This is a genomic window from Amycolatopsis sp. NPDC089917 (genome assembly GCF_040684635.1).
Taxonomy (GTDB): domain Bacteria; phylum Actinomycetota; class Actinomycetes; order Mycobacteriales; family Pseudonocardiaceae; genus Amycolatopsis.
On record NZ_JBFBGL010000005.1, the window covers coordinates 25,126 to 40,992 of the forward strand.

Here is a 15,867-nt window from a genome sequence, read left to right on the forward strand (position 1 = left end):
TGACATCTCGCCCACGTCAACCTCAGTTGACAGTTAGGGTCTGGCCATGGTCGCAATCACAGTGGCGGAAAGGGACGGAGTAGGCGCGGACGGAGCGGCGCGCCCGACCGAAGACCACGTCGCCGTACTAGGCAACGCCGTGGTGGTGCTCGACGGGGCGACCGCGCCGCGACCGGATCTGCCGTCCGGCGGCTGGTACGCGAGCCTGCTCGTGCGCAGCCTGTCGCGGGCGCTGACCGCGGAGCCGCAGGCGGATCTCGCGGTCCTGCTGGCCGAGTCGATCGCCGACGTCGCGAGCCGCGAAGGCCTCGAACCGGGACGATCACCGTCGAGCACGGTCGCGATCGCGCGCTGGACGGATGACGCCGTCGACGCGCTCGTGCTCGCCGACAGCCCGATCATCGCCTTCGGCCCCTCCGGCGCGGACCCGCTCACCGACGACAGGCTGGTCTCGCTCCGCGACAGCGGTCAGCTCCGCACGGGCGCCGACGTCCGCGCGAAACGCAACGCGCCGGACGGTTTCTGGGTCGCCGAAGCGGAACCGAAGGCGGCCAGGGAGGCCGTGCGCCGCAGTTGGCCACGTTCGGAGGTCGAAGCCCTCCTGCTGGCGACGGACGGGGTCGCGATCGGTGTCGACGAGTACGGGCTGTTCGGCTGGCCGGAAGTGCTCGCCCTCAGCCGGGAGCGCGGCCCGGACGCGGTCCTCGACGCGGTGCGCACGGCCGAGAAACAGGACCCGGACGGCGTCCGCTGGCCCCGCGCGAAAAGGCACGATGACCAGCTACTGGTACTGGTCGAGTTCGGGGTAGCCCCAGGGTAGAACCGGGGGCTTCCCGGATCGGAAATCCGCGCCCGCGCGAGCAGGCTGGACGCATGACGTTCCCTGGGGAGAGATCGCGGGCCAGACCCTGGCTGCTCGCGTCGGGCGCGGCCATCGGATGGGCCCTGTTCACCATGGTGGTGCTGCACCTGATCAGCTCACGCGATCCGGTGTTCGACACGCTGTCCAGCTACGCCTACGTCGACCGCGGCACCGGCATGCTCGGCGCCAGCGTGCTCTCGCTGTCGATCGGCTCGCTCACCGCGCTCGGGGCGCTGGCCGCGGCCGGGATCCCGCTGAGCCGCACCACGAAACTGCTGTTCGTGCTGTGGTCACTGGGACTGGCGGCGGCCGCGATCTTCCCGGCGAGCTACCCCGAATACCCGGACCCGGTCAGCGGCGAGATCCACCTGTACGCGTGCCTCATCGCGTTCCTCAGCCTGCCCGCCGCCGGGTTCACCCTGCGCGACAACCTGCGCGGCACCCCCGCGGCCAGGCAGATCGGCCGCCTGGCCTGGGGCAGCGCGACCGGCCTGGTCGTGTTCGGACTCAGCTTCATTTTCGTGCGCCTGGCCGACATCCCGTTCTTCAAGACGCTGACCGACATCGTGCCGGTCGGTGTCACACAACGGCTTTCCCTTGTCGCGCACGTGATCCTGATCGCCGGGATGCTGAAGGTCGCGTCAGCGGCCCACCGCGTCGGTGAATTCGGGGGCGTATCCGTAGAGACCGGGAAGCCCGCCCGTGTGCAGGAAGACAACGTGCTCGTCGGCCGCGAACTGGCCTTCGGCGGCCCACTCGATCAGCGCGGCGCCCACCTTGCCGGTGTACACCGGATCGAGCGCGATTCCTTCCGTGCGGCCGAAAAGCCGCACCGCGTCCCACGTACCAGGGGTCGGGACGCCGTAGCCGGGGCCGATCGCGCGGTCGTCGAGGTGCAGACCGTCGAGTGACGGCGGCTCGGTTCCCAGCAGCACGGAGGCCGCGATGGTGAGATCGGCCAGGTTGTCCAGGGCCTCGTCGACCGGATGGCTGACGCAGGCGATGTCGAGCGTCAGCCAGTCGAGGTCCGCCGTCCCGACGACGAGGCCGGCGGACGTCCCGCCGCTGGCGTGCGGGGCGACCAGCCGCGCCTTGGTGACGCCCAGCTCGGCGAGCTGCCCGGCGATCTCCCGCGCGGCCGCCACGTACCCGAGCGCCCCGACGCCGTCGGAGCCGCCGACCGGGAACGTGGCCACCTTGCGGCCCTCGGCCGCGGCCTCGGTGATCAGCCGGTCGTACGTCCTCCCGGTCTCCTCGCCGTCCCGGCAGACGTGCACGTTCGCGCCGAAGAGATGGTCGAGGGAGACGTTGCCGGACCTTTCGTACGCGTCGCCGTCCCGAGGGACCTTCGCCGTGAGCACGAGCTCGCACCGGAGCCCGAGCTTCGCGCAGGCCGCGGCGGTCTGGCGGCCGTGGTTGGTCTGCAGCGCGCCGAAGGTGATCACCGTGTCGGCGCCGTTCTCGATCGCCGCGCCGAGCAGGAACTCGAGTTTGCGCAGCTTGTTGCCGCCCACGCCGAGCGGATGCACGTCGTCCCGTTTCAGCAGCAGGTTCGGCAGACCGAGGGCCTCGCCCAGCCGGGGCGCCGGATGCAGCGGCGTCGGGTAACCACCGAGGTCCACACGGGGGAAGCGATCAAGGTTCATGCAGGTCACGTAACCACACCGAGGACGCGCGATCGAGGTTACCCGGTGGTATCGTTCGTTTGAACGAACGAGAGCGGCAAGGGGGAACCATGACCACGTCGAAACCCGAACTCGCCTTCACCGGTTTGGCCGAACAGGCCTCGATGCTCGCCGCCGGGGCGACGACGTCGGTCGAGCTCACGCGTCTGGCGCTGGAAAAGGCCGAGGCCAGCCAGCCGAGTCTCAACGCCTTCAAAAGCCTTCGCTCCGAAGAGGCCCTTCGCGAGGCAGAGGAGGCCGACCGGCGGCTGGCCGCCGGGGAGACCGCTCCCCTGCTCGGCGTTCCCACCGCGATCAAGGACGACCTCGACGTCACCGGGCTGCCGACCGCGTTCGGCTGCGAAGGCGACTTCTCCCTCGCCACAACGGATTCCCCGCCTGTCGCCGCGCTTCGCAAAGCGGGCGCGGTGCTCATCGGCAAGACCAACACCCCGGAACTCGGCCAGTGGCCGTTCACCGAAGGCCCCGCGTTCGGCGCGACCCGCAATCCGTGGGACACCGAACGCACCCCGGGCGGTTCCTCGGGCGGCGCGGCGGCGGCCATCGCGTCGGGGGTGATCGCCGCCGCGCTGGGTTCCGACGGGGCCGGGTCGATCCGGATCCCGGCCGCGTGGACCGGCCTGGTCGGGATCAAACCGCAGCGCGGCCGCGTCCCGACCGAACGCGAGCTCTTCCACGGCCTGACCGTGGTCGGCCCGCTCGCCCGCACGGTCGCCGACGCCGCCCTGCTGCTCGACGTCGCGGCGGGGACCGGGACCGCGTTCCAGTCGGCCGCGCGCCGCGAACCGGGCCGGATGCGGATCGGCCTGTCCACCAGGATCCCTTTCACCGCCACGAAAACCCGGCTCGACCCGCGGGCACACGCGGCCGTCGTCCGGCTCGCGGAGCGGTTCGCCGAACTCGGCCACGAGATCGTCGAGATCGAACCCGACTACCGGCTGATCGGCCTCACCTTCCTGCCGCGTTCGCTCGTCGGCGTGCGTGACTGGTCCCGTCGCGTCCCGGACCAGGCACGGCTCGACCCGCGCACACGGGCCAACGCGCGACAGGGCTCGGCACTGGCCGGACCGGCGCTGCGGCTGGCCCGCGCCACGGAACCGTTGCTGCAGCGGCAGATCGGCTCGGTGTTCGGCCGGGTGGACGTCGTGCTGACGCCGACCACCGCGACCCCGCCGCCGCGGATCGGCACCTTCGACAAGCTCACCGGCTGGCAGACCGACCAGGCCATGATCGCCGCGTGTCCGTACGCTTGGCCGTGGAACGTGCTGGGCTGGCCGGGCGTCAACGTCCCCGCCGGGCTGAGCCCGGAGGGCCTGCCGCTCGGCGGTCAGCTGCTCGGCCCCTCGCACGCCGAGGAACGGCTGATCTCGCTGGCCGCGCAACTGGAAGAGGTCGAACGGTGGCAGGACCGCAAGCCCGAGACCGGTTGGTGAACACCCGCGAGACGATCCTCCACGCCGCGCTCAAGGTGGTCGGGGAACAGGGCGTCGGAGGGCTGACCAACCGCCGGATCGCACGGCAGGCCGAGGTCTCGCTCGGCACGCTGACCTACCACTTCCCCAGCCAGACCGCGTTGCTGCGCGAGGCGATGCTGCTGTTCGTCGAGGAGGAGACCACGAAGCTGACCGGCTTCGTGGACGCCTACCGCGAGCAGGGTTTGAGCGTCGAGCAGGCCGCGTCGGTGGTCGAGCAGGTCATCTCGCAGCTCCCGTTCGGCACCGACGAGCTCGGCGCGCACGAGCTGTACCTCCAGGCCGCGCGCGACCCCGGGCTCCAGGACGCGGCCGCGCGGTGTTTCGCCGCCTACGACGAGCTCGCGCTGGTGATCCTGAAGACGCTCGGCGTGCCGTCGCCGGAACGGCTGACCGGTCCGGTGGTGGCGATCATCGCCGGGCTGCAGTTGCGCAGGCTGGCCACCGGCGACGACGGCGTCGGGGTCGCGCAGTCGTTGATGATGCTCGTCCGCGGCGCGTCGTGAGCGGTCCGCCGATCATCAAGGGCACGGCGGCGTGGCGGTACTTCGGCGACTTCCGGGCCGGGCTGCTGGCGGGACAGGTGCTGGTGCTGCAGGTCGCGCATCCGGTCGTCGCGGCCGGGGTGCGGGATCATTCGGACTACGTCGCGGATCCGTGGACGCGGCTGATGCGCACGGCCGCGTCGCTGTCGATCTACATCTACGGCGGCCCGGAAGGCGCCCGCTACGAGGCGGACCGGTTGCGCGCGCTGCATCGCGAGTTCACCGGGGTCGACACCGACGGCCGCCGCTACAGCGCGCTGAACCCGCGCGCGTACGCGTGGGTGCACGCCACGCTCGTCATGGTTCCCGTTGACACGCAACGGTTCTACGGTAAGCCGATGACCGCGTCCGAACTGGACGAGTATTACGCGCAGATGTGCGACGTCGGACGGCTTCTCGGGCTCCGCGAGCGGGACATGCCGCCGACGTGGCCGGAATTCGAGCGGTACTACGCGGAAACCATCGACGGGTTCGGTCCGAACGGGACGATCTCGACGCTGTTCGAAACGATCCGGACGGTGAAGAAGCCGTGGCGATGGCTGCCCGACAAACGCTGGGCTCGGCTTCAGCGATGGCAGCATCGGGGCCAGATGTTCGTCCTCCGCGGCGCCCTTCCGCCGGAACTGCGCGACCGCCTCGGTCTCCAGTGGACAGATCGGGATCAGCGCCGGTTCGACCGGTTCCGCACGGTGGTGAAGGTGGCGGGCGGGCTCGTGCCGGTGACGCTGCGGTCCTCGCTCGTGCGCCGGATCGGCAGGTTGAATGTCTGGTTCCGGGGGCATCCGCGCGCTTACCGCTTCCTGGGCGGCGCCGATGGCCCCGGCGGCTCACGCGTTTAGTCCTCTGGGTGCTCCCCTACCGGAGTAAGGGCCGACGTCCCCTTCACGAGGGACCCCAGTTCACCCCGCACCGTGACGCTTTCCCCGGCTTTCGTCGTTAACTTCGGGCAGGATGGGGAAATCACCGAGGGGGCGGCGCACGGCGCCGTTGGTCATCGCCCGCGTACTCGTGCTCTGCGCGCTGGCGTCGTTCCTGCTGGGCGGCACCGCCCGGGCGGACGGCGTGTCGAGCGGGGCGGACGTCCAGGTCGCGCAGACGCTCGGCACTCGCGACCTCACGGTCGTGCTGCGGCGGATGGACATCGCGCCCGGCCCGCTGCACGTCGACGTCGTCACGCACGCCGGAAGCGCGCCGGGAACGCTGAAGCTGCGCGCGTCGACGGCCGGGACGACGTTTTCGGAAGCCACGGTCCAGCTGGACGGGAAGCCCGGCGCCCATCCGGCGCTGCTGAAGGTCGACCAGCCCGGACCGTGGGAGCTCGGCCTCGACGACGGGACGGACACCGCGTCGATCCCGTTCCTCGTCCCGGCCAGGGTCATTCCGCCCTGGGAGAAGGCCACCTTCGGCGGATTCGTCGCCGCGGGCGTGTTCCTGGTGATCGGTCTCGTGGTCGCGCTGCGCGTCCGGCGGCCGCAGCTCGCGCTGATCCCCGCCGGCGGGATGGTCGCCGCGCTCGCGGTCGCGGTCACCGGCGCGTTGCTCTCCGCGTCGACACCGGCACCGCCCGCGCCGGGCGCGGCGCTCGACCCGACGAGCGACAACGTCCAGGATCCGTACGCGAACGCGCAGATGTCCTCTGTGGACTTCTCGCGGCCGCCGGTGAACCTGGCCGTGAAATCGCCGAACGCGCGATCGGGTGGCCTCACCGAGGTCCGGCTCGCCTTCGCGGACGGCGCGACCGGCCGGGCGGTCGACGATCTTCTGGTACACGACAACGCCTTGGTGCATCTCGTCGTCATCTCGCCGACGGGCAGGCTCTGGCATCTGCATCCGGTGCGCGTCGCGCCCGGCGACTACCGGGTGAAGTTCACGCCGCCCGAGGCGGGGACCTACGCCGTCGCCGCGGAGGTCGCCCGGCGAGGGGGCGGCGTGCAGCTGGTCCGCGCCACGCTGGAGGTCGCGGCGGGCACCACGTCGGCCGCCGAACCCGTGCCGCCGGGCGCCGGACGCCGGGTCGTGCACGGGAATCCGGTCGACGTCGAGGTCAAGCCGGGGACGCCGGCCACGATCACCGCGCGGTTCGGCAAAGCGGATCTCCAACCCTGGCTGGGCATGCTCGGCCACCTGATCGTCGTCGGCCCGATAACCGGCGACCACCGGGTCGGCGCGGATGCCGCTGCCGCGCCGACCTGGGCCCATGTGCACTCGATGATCCCGCAATCGCCCGGTATGCCGGGAAAGCCCGATGAGACCGTCGCCGCGTACGGCCCCGACGTCCCGTTCACCTACACCTTCGCCGCACCGGGCAAGTACCGGGTCTGGCTGCAGGCCGAACGCGACTACACGGTGCTGACCGTGCCCATGCAGATCGAAGTCCCGACCGGAGGAGCACCACAGTGAGTTCCACAGTGGACAGACAAAGGCCGGTCCTGCTCATCTCCGTGGTCGCCGTGCTCGTGGCGGCGATCGTGGCCTGGCTGGTGTGGCCGAGCGGCGGCGGGGAGCAGGTTCAGCGCTCGACCCAGGGCCCGTACACCGTGCGGCTTTCGGTCGTGGATCCGCACCAGGGCGGGAATGTCTTCGCCCTGACCGTCACCGGCGCCGCGCCGGACGTCGTCACCGTCGAACCGGTGATGCCGCAGATGGGGCACGCGCTCGCCCCGTCGCCCGCGATCGCGGAGGCACCGGGCCGGTTCCGCACCGGCGACGTCCTGCTGCCGATGTCGGGCCAATGGGAGATCACCGTTTCACTGCGCGGGCCGTCCGGTTCGACGCAGCACGTTTTTCCTTTGCTGGTCAAGTAAAGAGAGGGAGGTCGGGGGTATGGATCTCACCGCGGGAGGGGCGAGGGCCGCCTCGGTGACACGAAGCGAACGCGCCGGGCTCGTGCCGGCGGGCACGGTGCTGGCCGGATCGGTGATCTCACTGATCGGGCTGACCTGGGACATCCAGTGGCACGGCGACGTCGGCCCGGACACGTTCTTCACGCTGCCGCACCTGTTCCTGTATTCGGGCAGCGCGATCTCCGGGCTCGCGAGCCTCGTGGTCGTGCTGATGACCACGGCCGCGCGCCGGGCGGGCCGCCCGGTCGACGCCCGTGTCGGCGGCCGCGCGATCAACGTCTTCGGCAGGCTCTTCGCCGCACCGGCCGGCTACCTGGTGGCCGGGACCGGCGCGGCGATGTTCCTGCTGTACGGCTTGTGGGACCAGTGGTGGCACGGGCTGTACGGCTTCGACGCGGTGATCGACTCGCCGCCGCACATCGGGCTGCTGCTGTCGATCACGCTGAGCATCATCGGCACGGTCATGGTGTTCGCGGCCGCGCGGGAGCACCGCTGGGGCAGCGTCGGCGTGGTCGGCAGCCTCGGCGTGCTGATCGCGTTCAGCACGGTGACCGTGCTGGGGCTGCAGCAGATCGACCTCGACGGGGTCGACGTCATCTCCGTGGGGATCGCGCTGCTTTCGGTGCTGCTGGTCTCGGCGGGCGCCGCGTTCTGGGGACGCCCGGGCGGCGCGGTCCGGGTCGCCGCGGCACTGGCGGTCATCCAGGCGGCCACCTGGTGGTTCTCACCGTGGGCGGCGGAGGCGTACGCGAGCGCGGTCGGACTGCCGATGCGGGACTACATCGACGGCGTGCCCGCGATGCCCGCGATGATGCCGATGGCGTTGCTGCCGATCGCGGCCGTGCTCGAAGCGGTCTACCTGCTTTCGCGGCGCGGCTGGTCCACCGGCCGGGTTTCGGTGCTGGCGGGCGGGATCGGCGGGTTCCTGATCGGCGCGAGCATGCCGATCCAGAACGTGATCGTGTACGGGGCCTCGCACGTCGAGTGGGCGTTCGTGTTCGGGACGGGCGCCGCCGGCGCGGTGGTCGGGCTGCTCGGCGGGTTCGCCGGGTGGCGGTTCGGCGGGATGCTGAGGCTGCTGGCCCCAGCGAAGGGGGACGGCGCGCATGCGTAAGACACTGCTGGCCTTGGCGGCGGCGATCGGGTTGCTGTTCGCGGCCACGCCCGTGGCGAACGCCTACGAACCGGTCAACATCGTCCACACCGAGCGGGTGCAGGTCGGCCCGTACGGGATGACGGTCGGGTTCAGCACGTGGCCGTTGCGCGCCATGCAATCGCTGGACTTCACGTTCATCCCCGACGACGGGATCGCCGGGAAGTCGGGGACGCTCGCGTTCGTCAATCCGGAGACCGGCAGGCTGGGCCGCGCTCAGCCGCTGGCGAAACATCCGCGGAAGCTGGAGGTGTGGGGGCTGGACATCCGGGCCTTGCAGACGCAGGGCTCGTGGACGTTCCGGTTCGAGATCGACGGGCCTGCCGGCAAGGGCACGGGCGAACTCCGCGATCTGACGGTGCTCGAACAGCCGGGACCGCCGATGGCGGTGAGCTGGTCGATCAGCCTGATCCCGCTGATCGTCCTGGCCGTCCTGATCGTCATCGCCTGGCGGCGCACGAAGGCGAGACTGCGCGGGAGCGGGCTCCCGGCGACGGTGTGACTCGAAGTGACCGAAGATCGGATGGCTCGCGTGTCCCGATGGGCACGCGAGCCTTCCGTCAAGGGCTCAAATCGAACTGTCCGGCCTTGACCGCCTTCAGGAAGGCGTTCCACTCACCGGAATCGAAGACGAAGACGGGACTATTGGCCAGTTTGGTGTCACGGACCCCGACCAGGCCTTCGTTGGCGAGATTGACCTCGACACAGTTGCCCCCGTTGGGCTCGCTCGCGAAGGACTTCTCCCACGCGGAGTCGTCGAACAGCGACACGGCCGTGGTCGGATCGTAATCCGCCGCCGATGGATAATCGGCCATTGGTCGTACCTCCGAACGTCGGTCGGGGGTGCGAGTCGCGACCTGCGCGAACCGTCACGGCCCCAGCTTCTCCTTGCCTCAACGGGACTATCCCGCACGGCCAAGTGGGTGATCAACTCCGCCCACTCTCGACATGAAGATTATTCCAGGAGTAGGATTAATCGCAGCGGCCGGGGCTCGGTTGTTGGTGATTCGCCCGCAGTATGCGGAAACCTCGGCGACGGCCGTCACCGGGGGCGCTCACCAGGGACTTCGCCCATTCCGGTTGGTCACCGACGGCAGGTGACCGGCCTGGACACGATCCCCGGGGCGCACGACCACCCACCGCCGACCTCGTGGGGGAGGATCAGCGTGATCATTCAGGACACGATGCCTGCGACGGTACTCGCCGTCGGCAGGCTCATGGCCGGGACAGCGGGCGAAAGCCGCCGTTCCGCGCATCTCTTCGACCTGCACTCCGGGGGCTCGCACCCCGAATTCCTGCACGCCCGTTGCGGCGCCGCGATGCCTTACGACCACCTGGAATGGGTCCCCGTCGGTTCGGGGATGCCGTGTGAGCGTTGTCTCGGTCTCGCCGGTTCGGTCGACCAGACGCGGTTGCCCCGCCCGAGCCGGGGAGTGTGACGTCATGGCCGTCCGCCTCACCACGCTGTTGTTCCGCCGTGAGGACGAACGCCTGGCATCGACGAAGCGCCGCAACATCGGGCTCGAACTGCGTCAGCGGTTCGGGTTCAGCCTCATCCAGGCCCCGCTGCGCAAGCAGCCTCCGTGGAACTCCGAAGTCGATTTCCCCGTCCAGCGCGACGCGCACCGGGACCTGATCAGGACCGGCCGGCCGCTCGAAGGTCAGTTCGAGCTGACGCCCCTGATCGGGCATCTGACCGGCCGGGCCTGAGGGATCAGGGCTTGCGGCCCAGGCCGCCGAGTCCGCCGGTGAAGGTCGGGTCGTCCGCGAACCGGTCGCTGGCCCGGGAGGCCGCCTCGTCCAGATGCCAGGTGGCCATCCAGTCGATGCCCGGCTCCACCAGCTCCAGACCGTCGAAGAACGCGGTGAACTCCGCGCGGGACCGCAGGTGGAACGGCGCGCTGGTCTTCTTGTAGAGCTCCTGGACGTTCTCCCGGTTGTCGCCTTCCTTGCGGGTGACGCCGTCCTCGGTCAGGTGCGAGGACAGGAAGTACGAACCCGGCGGCAGGAAGTCGATGTAGCGCTGGACCATCTCGTGGACGGGTTCGTCCGGGCCGAGGAAGTACAGCAGGCCGACGAGGACCAGCCCGATCGGCTGCCGGGGGTCGAGCACCCCGGTTTCGAGGGCGCGCTTCCAGACGTCGGCGGGATCGCGCACGTCTCCCTGCAGGACCGCGTGCCGTCCGAGCAGGCCCTCGCGTTCCAGCAGCAGCTGGGAATGCGCGACGGCGACCGGCTCGATGTCGACGTAGACGACGCGGCTGTCCGGGTTGACGGCGCTCGCGATCTGGTGGACGTTGCCGACGGTGGGCACGCCGGAGCCGATGTCGAGGAACTGGGTGATCCCCTGGCGCGCCAGGTATCCCACGCCGCGGCCGAGGAAGTCGCGGCCGACCCGGGCGAAGGTCTTGACCTCCGGGAACTGCTTGAGCACCTGCGTGCCGAACTCGCGGTCGATGGCCCAGTTGGCGGAACCCCCGAGGAACCAGTCGTACACCCTGGCCACGTTGGGGCGTTCGAGGTCGACGCCTTCGGGGGCTTCAGGGTCTCTGGGGTCCTGCTGCGTCGTCATACCGTCACACCTCGTCGGAAACCGGTTTGCGGGCGACCCCGCCGATGGCGCAGTTAAGCGCAGGAGAGCGGGGATCGTCCAGCCGCCAGGCTCCGACGGGGACCAGCCCCGGCGCCGCGAGGTCGAAATCCCCGAAGAAGCCCCTGATCTCTTCCTTGTCCCGGAAGGAGGCGGGGGTGCTGGACTGTTCGTACTGCTTCACGACGCGCTTGATCTGTTCGAGCTCGTCGCCTTCCACATCGGACATCGTGACGTGGGAAAGAACATAGAAGGAGCCCGCAGGCAGGAGTCTTCGGTACCTCGCGATGACGGACGCGAGTTCGGGGCCGGGCGAGAAATGCAGGACCGCGACGGTGAGCAGGGCCACCGGCCGGGCCGGGTCGAGCACGCCGGTGTCGAAGGCGCGCTCCCAGATGTCGTCGGGGTTGCGCAGGTCGCCGCCGATCACCGCGTGCCTGGCGGGATCCCCGTCTTTCTCCAGCAGGATCCTGGCGTGCGCGACGGCGACCGGTTCGTTGTCGACGTACACGCAGCGGCTGTCGCCGTCGGCCTCTCCGGCGATCTCGTGGACGTTGCCGACCGTCGGCACGCCGGAGCCGAGGTCGAGGAACTGGTTCACGCCGTGTTCGGCGCAGTGCCGCACCGCGCGGCCGAGGAAGGCCCTGTTGGCCCTGGCGAGGGACCGGATGAGCGGGAAGGCCTTGACCAGTTGCTCGCCGAATTCCCTGTCCACCGCCCAGTTCGCGGTTCCCCCGAGCGCCCAGTCGTAGATACGGGCGGCGTTGGGGCGCTCGAGGTCCACGCCCTCGGGTAGGAACTGCGGGTCCACGTCCAGCCCCTGTCCACTCGACCGCGCCTGTGCGGACAACCCTACCGAAGGACGGCGGCGAGCTCTCAGGATTGCATCTGATTGCGGTACAGCTCGGCGAGTTCCTTGAGGAACTGCCGGGTTTCCTGGCGTTCCAGCGCGGCTCCGCGCAGCCTGTCCCAGGAGTCTACGAAAATGTTGAAGTCCTTGACGTCGTCGAGGTACAACCCGCCCGCGGAATGCTCGATGTAGACGAAATCCCTGGTGCGATCGGGAAAGCGCATGATGGTGAAGTCGTTGGGCACGGCGGCGAGGCGGGCGCCGAACGGCAACACGTGCACATACACGCGCGGATGTTTGTCCAGCGCCAGCAGATGCTCGACCTGGTCCAGCATCACGGCCGGGGCGGAGCCGCCGGGGGCGCGGCGCAGGGCGCCTTCGCTGATGATGAACCGGTAGTAGGGCGGCTGCTGTTGCTCGAAGACGGCCTTGCGGTCCAGCCGGTTGCGGACCAGCGAAGTGACGTCGGTGGCGCCGGCTTCGGTGAACTGCTTGAGCATGTAGTGCTCGGACTGCAGCGGGCCGGGGATGCGCTCGCCGTGCCAGGTGAGGATCTCCGCGGCCGCAGGTTCGAGGTCGGTGAATGTGCGGAACCAATGCGGGACCACGGATCGGTAGCCGGACCAGTGGCCGCGCTGCCCGGCCGCGGCGCGGGCCAGGTTCATCAGCGTGTCGGCCTCGTCGCCGTTGATCCCGAACGCGTTCAGCATCGATCGCACATCCCCGAGTTTGACCCCGACGGCACCGGACTCGATCTTGTTGACCTTGCCCTGGGTGCACCCGAGAACCTCGGCGACCTGCTGCTGTGTCATCCGCGCGGCGTTGCGGGCATGCCGGAGCTCGTTCCCGAGCTGCTTCCGGCGCGAGGTGACGGTGCTGGCCATCGCCTTGCTCTCCCGGACCACATAATCAGGACCGCGGCTGCCCGCCGTCCTGCGCGCGAATACTCGAACCCACCCAGGGTACTTCACCTTGCGGGGTTCGATGATGACATTGCGCAGCGTTCCAGGAAACGGCCGAAAACACCAGTCACCTGGCACGTCACCCTGGTAGCGGATCGATCTCGTCACATTTCGGGCACGTTGTCCGGGCATAGTGACCAGGTGGACCAATCCCCCTTCGCCCGGCAGCTCTCCGACGGTGTCTTCGGGTACGTGCAACCCGACGGCTCCTGGTGGATCAACAACTGCGGCTTCGTCTCCGCGGGTGATCACACCGTGGTCATCGACACCTGTTCCACCGAACGGCGCACGCGCGCCCTGCTGGAGACGGCGGCGTCGACCGGCGGGGCGCCGGTGACGACCGTGGTCAACACGCATCACCACGGCGACCACACGAACGGCAACTACCTGGCGGCGGGCGCGACGATCGTCGGGCACCGGAAGACGCGCGAGGTGATGGTCGCGACCGGGATCACCACCTACGACAACTCGTTCACGGGAAGCGACTGGGGGCATCTGGAGCTGCGGCCGCCCGAAGTGGTGTTCGACGACCGGCTGACCGTGCACGCCGGCGACGTCCGGCTGGAGCTGATCCACCCCGGGCACGCCGCGCACACCACCAACGACGTGCTGGTCTGGCTGCCGGAACGGCGGGTGCTGTTCGTCGGCGATCTGATCTTCAACGGCGGCAGCCCGTTCGCGCTGATGGGCTCGCCCGCCGGCTGGCGGAAGGCCCTGGACCTGGTCCGCGAGCTGGAGCCGGAGACGATCGTGCCGGGCCACGGCCCGGTGTGCGGGCCCGAGGCGATCGACGTCGTCGACGGCTACCTGGGCTTCCTGCAGAAGCTCGCGTCCCACGGCAAGGCCGCGGGCCTGACACCTCTCCAGGCCGCGCGCGAAGCGGATCTCGGGCCTTACGAGGCACTGTCCGAACAGGAACGACTGCCCGCGAACCTGCACCGGGCCTACGCCGAACTGGACGGCCTGGAGTGGGGCGGGCCGATCGACCTGGGGGCCGCGATGACGGACATGGTCACCTTCAACGGCGCCCCGATCCGCTGCTTCTCCTGAGGCGAGGCGTCTAGCTGACCCAGGCTTCCCCGGCCGGCCCTCGGCCCCCGAATGTCATGAAAGGGTCGTTCAGGACACTTTTCGTCTTGAACGACCCTTTCAAGACACCCTCGCCCCGAAACCCAGCCCCCCACCCGTCCCTGGGGGACGGCCCCGCACCCAGCGTACCGGCGCCCCCGGTCGGTCAGGGGTGGTCGAGCCGAGTTGTCCACAGGCCGGTCAGGTTGTGGACAACTCGGCGTTGATCCCTTCTCGCCCCGGCGCCGTATCCCTCAACGGGGATAGGCTCGGCACGGGAATCGAAGCGGAAGGGTGCGGATGAGCAAGAAGGCGAGCATCGGGGTCACCGGCCTGGCGGTCATGGGCCGCAACCTGGCCAGGAACCTCGCGAGGCACGGGCACACGGTGGCCCTGCACAACCGCTCCGAGCAGCGGACGAAGGAACTGGTCGAGCAGTTCGGCGACGAAGGCGACTTCATCCCGGCGTACTCGGCGCAGGAGTTCGTCGACGCGCTGGAGCGGCCGCGCCAGGTCGTGATCATGGTCAAGGCCGGTGCGCCGACGGACGCCGTGATCGACGAGTTCGTCCCGCTGCTGGAGAAGGGCGACGTGATCGTCGACGCGGGCAACGCGCACTTCGCGGACACCCGGCGCCGCGAAGCCGCGCTGCGCGAGAAGGGCATCCACTTCGTCGGCACCGGTGTGTCCGGCGGCGAAGAGGGCGCGCTGCACGGGCCGAGCATCATGCCGGGCGGTTCCCAGGAGTCGTACCAGTCGCTCGGGCCGCTGTTCGAGGACATCTCGGCGAAGGTCGACGGCGAACCGTGCTGCACGCACGTGGGCGCGGACGGCGCCGGGCATTTCGTGAAGATGGTGCACAACGGCATCGAATACGCCGACATGCAGCTGATCGCCGAGTCGTTCGACCTGCTGCGCGGCGCCGGCGGCTACTCCCCCGCCGAGATCGCCGGCATCTTCCAGAACTGGAACTCCGGACGGCTGGACTCGTACCTGATCGAGATCACCTCGCAGGTGCTGGCCCACACCGACGCCGCTTCCGGCAAACCGTTCGTCGACATCGTGGCGGACCAGGCGGAGCAGAAGGGCACCGGCCGCTGGACCGTCCAAATCGGACTGGACCTGGGCGTGCCGATCAGCGGGATCGCCGAAGCCGTCTTCGCGCGCTCGCTGTCCGGTTCGTCGAACCTGCGTGAGGCTTCTCGCGGCCTCGGCGGTCCTTCGCGCGCTCCGCTCACCGGGTCCGCTTTGGACACCTTCGCGGACGACGTGGAGCAGGCGCTGTACGCGTCGAAGGTGGTGGCGTACGCCCAGGGCTTCAACCAGATCCAGGCGGGCGGCGCCGAGTACGGCTGGGACATCGACCTCGGCAAGGTCGCGTCCATCTGGCGCGGAGGCTGCATCATCCGCGCGAAGTTCCTGAACGACATCACGGCCGCGTACGCCGAAGAGCCCGCGCTGCCGACCCTCCTGACCTCCGGCGGCTTCCGCAAGGCCGTCGAGGACGCCCAGGACTCCTGGCGTTCGGTGATCTCCACGGCGGTGCGGCTCGGCATCCCGACGCCGGGCTTCTCGACCGCGCTGGCCTACTACGACGGTCTGCGCGCCGAGCGGCTCCCCGCCGCGTTGGTGCAGGGGCAGCGTGACTACTTCGGCGCCCACACGTACCGCCGGGTCGACCGGGAAGGTTCGTTCCACACCGCTTGGGCCGCCGACGGCCGTCCCGAGTCCTCCGCCTGACAGAGGTACATGAAGGCCCCCTTTATGTACCTAGGCGCAAGGAAGGGGGCCTTCATGTACAGACGGCCAAGAGGACGAGGGCGACGAACACCAGGAC

Annotated in this window: 17 protein-coding genes and 1 pseudogene; 13 read left to right on the plus strand and 5 right to left on the minus strand. The window is 69.7% G+C overall.

What is annotated here, in order from left to right; genetic code table 11:
• The first annotated feature begins 46 nt into the window (after positions 1-46).
• Both AB0N89_RS05580 and AB0N89_RS05585 read left to right on the plus strand, forming a co-directional pair.
• Positions 47-820 (plus strand): hypothetical protein, encoded by a 774-nt coding sequence (locus tag AB0N89_RS05580; protein WP_364200524.1) that lies wholly within the window; start codon positions 47-49, stop codon positions 818-820.
• Positions 821-954: 134 nt separating this feature from the next.
• A pseudogene (locus tag AB0N89_RS05585) lies at positions 955-1,425 on the plus strand (DUF998 domain-containing protein); the annotation flags it as partial.
• A gap of 78 nt (positions 1,426-1,503) precedes the next feature.
• On the opposite strand, the gene AB0N89_RS05590 reads toward AB0N89_RS05585, so the two are convergent.
• Positions 1,504-2,508 carry a D-cysteine desulfhydrase family protein gene (locus tag AB0N89_RS05590; RefSeq protein ID WP_364200526.1) on the minus strand — a complete coding sequence of 335 codons (1,005 nt, stop codon included), beginning with the start codon at positions 2,506-2,508 and terminating at the stop codon, positions 1,504-1,506.
• Positions 2,509-2,597: 89 nt separating this feature from the next.
• Here AB0N89_RS05590 and AB0N89_RS05595 point away from each other — a divergent pair, with 89 nt between their 5' ends.
• From AB0N89_RS05595 to AB0N89_RS05625, 7 genes are all read left to right on the plus strand, one after another.
• Positions 2,598-3,980: an amidase gene (locus AB0N89_RS05595; protein ID WP_364200528.1), complete on the plus strand. Its 1,383-nt coding sequence runs from the start codon at positions 2,598-2,600 to the stop codon at positions 3,978-3,980.
• Positions 3,977-4,525 (plus strand): TetR family transcriptional regulator, encoded by a 549-nt coding sequence (locus AB0N89_RS05600; protein ID WP_364200873.1) that lies wholly within the window; start codon positions 3,977-3,979, stop codon positions 4,523-4,525. The genes AB0N89_RS05595 and AB0N89_RS05600 overlap by 4 nt, the downstream gene beginning before the upstream one ends.
• On the plus strand, positions 4,522-5,403 hold the full coding sequence (locus tag AB0N89_RS05605) for an oxygenase MpaB family protein (RefSeq protein WP_364200530.1): 882 nt from the start codon (positions 4,522-4,524) through the stop codon (positions 5,401-5,403). Before AB0N89_RS05600 ends, AB0N89_RS05605 begins: the two co-directional genes overlap by 4 nt.
• A gap of 112 nt (positions 5,404-5,515) precedes the next feature.
• Positions 5,516-6,964, plus strand: a complete 1,449-nt coding sequence (locus AB0N89_RS05610; RefSeq protein ID WP_364200532.1) for a hypothetical protein — start codon at positions 5,516-5,518, stop codon at positions 6,962-6,964.
• On the plus strand, positions 6,961-7,368 hold the full coding sequence (locus AB0N89_RS05615) for a FixH family protein (protein ID WP_364200534.1): 408 nt from the start codon (positions 6,961-6,963) through the stop codon (positions 7,366-7,368). The genes AB0N89_RS05610 and AB0N89_RS05615 overlap by 4 nt, the downstream gene beginning before the upstream one ends.
• 19 nt (positions 7,369-7,387) lie before the next feature.
• The gene (locus tag AB0N89_RS05620; RefSeq protein ID WP_364200536.1) at positions 7,388-8,521 is read left to right on the plus strand and encodes a hypothetical protein; all 1,134 of its coding nucleotides are present in this window, start codon (positions 7,388-7,390) and stop codon (positions 8,519-8,521) included.
• Entirely contained in the window at positions 8,514-9,062 is a 549-nt protein-coding gene (locus AB0N89_RS05625) for a hypothetical protein (RefSeq protein ID WP_364200538.1), read from the plus strand. The genes AB0N89_RS05620 and AB0N89_RS05625 overlap by 8 nt, the downstream gene beginning before the upstream one ends.
• A 58-nt stretch (positions 9,063-9,120) precedes the next feature.
• On the opposite strand, the gene AB0N89_RS05630 is transcribed toward AB0N89_RS05625, so the two are convergent.
• Positions 9,121-9,375, minus strand: a complete 255-nt coding sequence (locus AB0N89_RS05630) for a DUF397 domain-containing protein (RefSeq protein WP_364200540.1) — start codon at positions 9,373-9,375, stop codon at positions 9,121-9,123.
• 369 nt (positions 9,376-9,744) lie between these two features.
• On the opposite strand from AB0N89_RS05630, the gene AB0N89_RS05635 reads away from it, so the two are divergent.
• Together AB0N89_RS05635 and AB0N89_RS05640 are read left to right on the plus strand one after the other, a co-directional pair.
• Positions 9,745-9,999 (plus strand): hypothetical protein, encoded by a 255-nt coding sequence (locus tag AB0N89_RS05635; RefSeq protein WP_364200542.1) that lies wholly within the window; start codon positions 9,745-9,747, stop codon positions 9,997-9,999.
• A 4-nt stretch (positions 10,000-10,003) separates the two neighbouring features.
• Positions 10,004-10,270 carry a hypothetical protein gene (locus AB0N89_RS05640; protein ID WP_364200544.1) on the plus strand — a complete coding sequence of 89 codons (267 nt, stop codon included), beginning with the start codon at positions 10,004-10,006 and terminating at the stop codon, positions 10,268-10,270.
• Between the two features lie 4 nt (positions 10,271-10,274).
• Here AB0N89_RS05640 and AB0N89_RS05645 read toward each other — a convergent pair whose 3' ends face one another.
• The 3 genes from AB0N89_RS05645 to AB0N89_RS05655 form a co-directional block, all read right to left on the minus strand.
• The gene (locus AB0N89_RS05645; RefSeq protein WP_364200546.1) at positions 10,275-11,132 is read right to left on the minus strand and encodes an SAM-dependent methyltransferase; all 858 of its coding nucleotides are present in this window, start codon (positions 11,130-11,132) and stop codon (positions 10,275-10,277) included.
• A gap of 4 nt (positions 11,133-11,136) precedes the next feature.
• Entirely contained in the window at positions 11,137-11,961 is an 825-nt protein-coding gene (locus AB0N89_RS05650) for an SAM-dependent methyltransferase (RefSeq protein ID WP_364200548.1), read from the minus strand.
• A gap of 65 nt (positions 11,962-12,026) precedes the next feature.
• A complete protein-coding gene (locus AB0N89_RS05655; protein ID WP_005163455.1) occupies positions 12,027-12,884 on the minus strand; it encodes a helix-turn-helix transcriptional regulator in 858 nt (285 codons plus the stop codon).
• A gap of 219 nt (positions 12,885-13,103) precedes the next feature.
• Here AB0N89_RS05655 and AB0N89_RS05660 point away from each other — a divergent pair, with 219 nt between their 5' ends.
• Together AB0N89_RS05660 and gndA are read left to right on the plus strand one after the other, a co-directional pair.
• A complete protein-coding gene (locus AB0N89_RS05660) occupies positions 13,104-14,012 on the plus strand; it encodes an MBL fold metallo-hydrolase (protein WP_364200550.1) in 909 nt (302 codons plus the stop codon).
• Positions 14,013-14,330: 318 nt separating this feature from the next.
• Positions 14,331-15,770, plus strand: a complete 1,440-nt coding sequence (gndA, locus tag AB0N89_RS05665) for an NADP-dependent phosphogluconate dehydrogenase (protein WP_364200552.1) — start codon at positions 14,331-14,333, stop codon at positions 15,768-15,770.
• Positions 15,771-15,867 lie beyond the last annotated feature (97 nt).

Coding starts and splice junctions, on each gene's coding strand:
- AB0N89_RS05635 (WP_364200542.1), top strand. CDS start 9,745: ATGCCTGCGACGGTACTCGCCGTCGGCAGGCTCATGGCCGGGACAGCG.
- gndA (WP_364200552.1), top strand. CDS start 14,331: ATGAGCAAGAAGGCGAGCATCGGGGTCACCGGCCTGGCGGTCATGGGC.
- AB0N89_RS05630 (WP_364200540.1), bottom strand. CDS start 9,375: ATGGCCGATTATCCATCGGCGGCGGATTACGATCCGACCACGGCCGTG.
- AB0N89_RS05590 (WP_364200526.1), bottom strand. CDS start 2,508: ATGAACCTTGATCGCTTCCCCCGTGTGGACCTCGGTGGTTACCCGACG.
- AB0N89_RS05655 (WP_005163455.1), bottom strand. CDS start 12,884: ATGGCCAGCACCGTCACCTCGCGCCGGAAGCAGCTCGGGAACGAGCTC.
- AB0N89_RS05640 (WP_364200544.1), top strand. CDS start 10,004: ATGGCCGTCCGCCTCACCACGCTGTTGTTCCGCCGTGAGGACGAACGC.
- AB0N89_RS05645 (WP_364200546.1), bottom strand. CDS start 11,132: ATGACGACGCAGCAGGACCCCAGAGACCCTGAAGCCCCCGAAGGCGTC.
- AB0N89_RS05625 (WP_364200538.1), top strand. CDS start 8,514: ATGCGTAAGACACTGCTGGCCTTGGCGGCGGCGATCGGGTTGCTGTTC.
- AB0N89_RS05580 (WP_364200524.1), top strand. CDS start 47: ATGGTCGCAATCACAGTGGCGGAAAGGGACGGAGTAGGCGCGGACGGA.
- AB0N89_RS05595 (WP_364200528.1), top strand. CDS start 2,598: ATGACCACGTCGAAACCCGAACTCGCCTTCACCGGTTTGGCCGAACAG.
- AB0N89_RS05620 (WP_364200536.1), top strand. CDS start 7,388: ATGGATCTCACCGCGGGAGGGGCGAGGGCCGCCTCGGTGACACGAAGC.
- AB0N89_RS05610 (WP_364200532.1), top strand. CDS start 5,516: ATGGGGAAATCACCGAGGGGGCGGCGCACGGCGCCGTTGGTCATCGCC.